At 64.0% G+C, this 4,623-nt stretch carries 7 protein-coding genes; 6 read left to right on the top strand and 1 reads right to left on the bottom strand.

From position 1 onward, the window contains the following. The 6 genes from EOA33_RS25030 to EOA33_RS25055 form a co-directional block, all read left to right on the top strand. Positions 1–226 (top strand): ubiquinol-cytochrome C chaperone family protein (locus EOA33_RS25030; protein WP_281033553.1); only part of this gene is annotated, 226 nt, incomplete at its 5' end. A gap of 10 nt (positions 227–236) precedes the next feature. Then, positions 237–785: a DUF177 domain-containing protein gene (locus EOA33_RS25035; protein WP_127406844.1), complete on the top strand. Its 549-nt coding sequence runs from the start codon at positions 237–239 to the stop codon at positions 783–785. A 125-nt stretch (positions 786–910) separates the two neighbouring features. Then, positions 911–1,981: a phosphate acyltransferase PlsX gene (plsX, locus tag EOA33_RS25040; protein ID WP_126054933.1), complete on the top strand. Its 1,071-nt coding sequence runs from the start codon at positions 911–913 to the stop codon at positions 1,979–1,981. 9 nt (positions 1,982–1,990) lie between these two features. Beyond that, the gene (locus tag EOA33_RS25045) at positions 1,991–2,962 is read left to right on the top strand and encodes a beta-ketoacyl-ACP synthase III (RefSeq protein WP_127406845.1); all 972 of its coding nucleotides are present in this window, start codon (positions 1,991–1,993) and stop codon (positions 2,960–2,962) included. Positions 2,963–3,064: 102 nt separating this feature from the next. After that, positions 3,065–3,388 (top strand): integration host factor subunit alpha, encoded by a 324-nt coding sequence (locus EOA33_RS25050; protein WP_006201891.1) that lies wholly within the window; start codon positions 3,065–3,067, stop codon positions 3,386–3,388. 131 nt (positions 3,389–3,519) lie between these two features. Next, positions 3,520–4,062: a MerR family transcriptional regulator gene (locus tag EOA33_RS25055; protein WP_126054931.1), complete on the top strand. Its 543-nt coding sequence runs from the start codon at positions 3,520–3,522 to the stop codon at positions 4,060–4,062. A 118-nt stretch (positions 4,063–4,180) separates the two neighbouring features. On the opposite strand, the gene EOA33_RS40785 is transcribed toward EOA33_RS25055, so the two are convergent. Continuing rightward, positions 4,181–4,623: hypothetical protein (locus EOA33_RS40785; RefSeq protein ID WP_245482424.1), on the bottom strand; the 443-nt coding region annotated here is incomplete at its 5' end.

Raw genomic sequence — 4,623 nt, forward strand, 5'->3', positions numbered from 1 at the left:
GGCCAAGATGTTCTATGGCCGCACAGCCGCTTATGACGATGCGCTGGATCGCGACGACCGCGACGCGCTCGCCGCCGCCCTTGCCCGCAATATCCTGCCCGAGGCCGCCGACTGGCCGCAGGCGCCGCTGCTGGCCGCCTATGTCGCGGGTGCCGCCCGCCATCTTGCGGCCCAGCCGGCCGAATCGATCGCATCCGGCGCGGTGACGTTTCCGGCGGCCGGCTGAGGAGGCGAAGATGAAACATGTCGACCCGCAAAGCCCGGTATCCTTCGTCGCCAATGTCGCCCGCCTGCCGCAAAAGGGGCTGCCAGTGACGATCGAGGCCGACGAACGGCAGCGCACTGCGCTCGCCACCGAGCACGAACTGCTTTCGGTCGAGCGGTATCGCGCCGAGCTTCTGGTGACGCAGTGGAAGCGCAATGGCGTCAAGGTCAGCGGCCGTGTCGAGGCCGACTTCACGCAGGCCTGCATCGTTACCCTGGACCCGGTCGCAGCGCACATTGACGAGCCGGTCGAGGCGCTGTTCCTGCCGGAACAGTCCAAGCTCGGGCGGCAGGGCTTCGAAGGTGGCGGCGAGATCCTGCTCGACGCCGACGGACCCGATAGCCCGGAGACGTTTTCCGGCGACACCATCGATGTCGGCGCGCTTGCCGAGCAGTTTTTTGGCCTGGCGATCGATCCGTATCCGCGCAAGGCCGGAGCGTCGCTGGAGGTCTCGGGCGACGGCGAGACCGAGGAAAGCGAATTCCAGCAAAAGCTCCGGTCCCTGCTTGGAAAATCCTGAAACCGGACCCGATATTAGAAAAGCTGGTTGTGCGGCAGCCCAAAACCGTTATTTTCGCCGAACCTTCGCGAGCCCCCGAACCTGACCAACTCCGCCGGTCAGGCAAACCGTGAGATGAATACCGCGTGATCAGGATTTCCATCGATGCCATGGGCGGCGATCACGGGCCAGGCGTGGTCATCCCGGCGCTCATGACGGTCGCCATTCGCCGCCCCGATATCCGCTTCATCATCTACGGCCGCGAGGAGGCTGTGCGCCCCGAGCTTGCCAAGTTTCCGAAGCTCGCCGAGGCGAGCGAATTCGTGCATTGCGAGATCGCTGTCCGCATGGACGATAAGCCGAGCCAGGCGCTGCGCCATGGCCGCTGGAAGTCGTCGATGTGGAAGGCGGTCGAAGCGGTGAAGTCCGGCACCGCACAGGCCTGCATTTCGGCCGGAAACACCGGCGCGCTGATGGCGATGTCGAAATTCTGCCTGCGCACTATGGCCACCATCGACCGTCCGGCGATCGCGGCGATCTGGCCGACGACGCGCGGCGAAAGCGTGGTGCTGGACGTAGGCGCCACCATCGGCGCGGATGCGCACCAACTCATTGATTTCGCCATCCTGGGCACCGGCATGGCGCGTTCGGTGTTCGGCATCGAGCGCCCGAGCGTCGGTCTGCTCAATGTCGGCGTCGAGGAGATCAAGGGCCAGGAAGAGGTCAAGGAGGCCGGGCGCATGCTGCGCGAGGCCAACATGGCCTCGATGAACTATCGCGGCTTCGTCGAGGGCGACGACATCGGCAGGGGCACGGTCGACGTCGTCGTCACCGAGGGCTTTGCCGGCAACATCGCGCTCAAGACCGCCGAGGGCACCGCAAGACAGATCGGCGGCTACCTGCGCGCCGCCATGAGCCGCACGCTGATGGCCAGGATCGGCTATGTTTTCGCCAAGGGGGCCTTTGACCGGCTGCGCGAGAAGATGGATGTCGGGCGCTCCAATGGCGGTGTCTTCCTCGGCCTCAACGGCATCGTGGTGAAAAGCCATGGTGGCGCCGATTCGGACGGCTTCGCGGCGGCGATCGAGCTTGGCTACGACATGGTGCGCAATAATCTGCTTGACCGCATCGAGGCCGATCTCGATCTGTTCCATGCGCGCAATCCGCATGCCCAGGCAAACAGGAAATCCGACGTCGTTGTCGGCGCAAAGGAATAGGAAAGAGCTTTGATCAGATCAGTCGTGCGCGGCTCGGGCGCCGCGCTGCCCCGCCGCATCATGAAGAATGCCGATTTCGAAGGCATGGTCGAGACCTCCGACGAGTGGATCGTCCAGCGTACCGGCATTCGCCAGCGCCATGTCGCGGCCGACGACGAGACGACCGCCTCGCTGGGCGAGGCGGCGGCGCGCGCCGCGCTTGACAGTGCCGGCCTGACACCCGCCGACATCGACCTGATCGTGCTGGCGACCTCGACGCCCAACAACACCTTCCCCGCGACCGCCGTCGAGATCCAGAACCGGCTCGGCATGCATCACGGCTTTGCCTTCGACTTGCAGGCGGTGTGCTCCGGCTTTGTCTACGCGGTGGCAACGGGCGACCTCTATATACGCGGTGGCCTGGCCAGGCGCGTGCTGGTGATCGGCTCGGAGACTTTCTCGCGCATCCTCGATTGGAGCGACCGCTCGACCTGTGTCCTGTTCGGCGACGGCGCAGGCGCCCTGGTGCTGGAAGCGGGCGAGGGGACCGGCGGCATCGCCGACCATGGCGTGCTGGCGGCGAGCCTGCGCTCCGACGGCGTCCACAAGGACAAGCTGTTCGTCGATGGCGGGCCATCGACCACCGGGACCGTCGGCCATCTCAGGATGGAAGGCCGCGAGGTGTTCAAGCATGCCGTCGGCATGATCACCGACGTCATCGAGGCGACATTCTCGCAGGCCGGCATCACTGCCGAGGACCTCGACTGGTTCGTGCCGCATCAGGCCAATAAACGGATTATTGACGCTTCCGCCAAGAAGCTCGGGATTGCCGAGCAAAAAGTGGTGGTCACGGTCGATTTGCACGGTAACACGTCGGCTGCTTCCGTGCCGCTGGCGCTCTCGGTGGCCGTCGCCGATGGTCGCATCAAGAAGGGCGACCTAGTGCTGCTCGAGGCGATGGGCGGAGGCTTCACCTGGGGCGCGGTTTTGGTCCGCTGGTAAGTGCCGAACTGAAGGGTTCGGTCCTTGACCTTGACGGATCAATTACTTAGGCTCTGCCGTTGCTTGTACCGATTTATGTTTTTGAGCTGATGGGACGGTCGCATGGGGGGAAAGACACTTACGCGCGCCGACCTTGCCGAAGCCGTTTACCGCAAGGTTGGCTTGTCGAGAACTGAATCGGCCGAGCTCGTCGAAGCGGTGCTGGACGAAATTTGCGAGGCCATCGTGCGTGGTGAGACGGTCAAGCTGTCGTCCTTCGCGACCTTCCATGTCCGCTCCAAGAACGAGCGCATCGGCCGCAATCCCAAGACCGGCGAGGAAGTGCCGATCCTGCCGCGCCGGGTGATGACCTTCAAGTCGTCGAACGTGCTGAAGAGCCGCATCCTGCGCTCGCACCAGAACAGCAAGGCCAAGGGCGGCAAGTAGCCGCCGCAAATGCCCGGTTGATAACGCCCGCGCGCTTTGACGCCGGGCTTGAATATTGTTTCATAAACCGCTGAAATAAGGCCCGATTCGGGACCAATCGGTCCGATCGCCGTCCAGCGGAGGATTCGCCCATGGACAAGAGCCCCGATGCTTTCCGCACCATCAGCGAGGTCGCGGAAGATCTCGATCTGCCGCAGCATGTGCTGCGCTTTTGGGAAACGCGTTTCAACCAGATCAAGCCGATGAAGCGTGGCGGCGGCCGCCGCTACTACCGGCCGCAGGATGTCGAGCTGATCAAGGGCATCCGCCATATGCTCTACGACCAGGGCTACACCATCAAGGGCGTGCAGAAGCTGTTGCGCGAGAACGGCAACCATTTCCTGGTTGCCATCGGCAATGGCGACATGGCGGCCGTCGAGGCGATCGCGCAGCGCCGGCAGGCAGAACAGGTGCCGCTGACACCGGCGGCCCAGCCACGCGGCGCCGACGACGAGATGCTTGTCGGCCAGCCCAGGGTGAAACCCAGCCGTCGCTTTTTCGGCCTCGGCAAGAGCGACGACGAAGGCCCGGTCCAGCCGGACTCCTCGAAACTATCGCGTGACAACCGCGCGCTGCTGCAGGAGGCGCTGTTCGACCTGTTGGAGTGCAAGCGCCTACTCGACCAGGTGCGCTAGGGTGGGTGACATTCAGGTTGATGCCGGCCTGCGAACAGTGCCTGCCGCATCATGATCAAGGCAAAGGAAAATGGCGGCCGTCGCGCGGACGGCCGCCATTTTCCTTGATGGCAAGCGATCAGTTCGCGAGCTTGAGCCGCTTCGTCGGATCGATCTTCATAACCTGGCTGCACTTGCCGTAAACGGTGCCGTTCTTGTCGGTGGCGTCGGTGTAGGTGCCCTTGCAGTCGATCTCCAGCACCAGACACGAGCCTGCGCCCTTACAGACCGCGCCGCCGTCGCCGGTGGGGTGCGTGCCGGCGACGGCCGAGTTCGGGACGGAAACCGAGCCGAAGGCCGAGACGGCTATGGCCGCGGCGAGCGAGATGCGCTTGAAGTTGGTGAAGTTGGTCATTTGAGCATTTCCTTCTCTTTGATCGAGGTTCGCCGTTCCGGCGTCCTTCTGGGTTGGGGAGCGCCTTCTTGGCGTCCATGCAGGCTTGGTGCGCCCCGGAGAGGAAAGGTTCACGTCTCGGTTTGATTTCTTGTCGGACCGGTTTTCAGGCCTGGCGAGTGCCGCCC

Source organism: Mesorhizobium sp. M4A.F.Ca.ET.050.02.1.1 (assembly GCF_003997725.1).
Classification (GTDB): domain Bacteria; phylum Pseudomonadota; class Alphaproteobacteria; order Rhizobiales; family Rhizobiaceae; genus Mesorhizobium.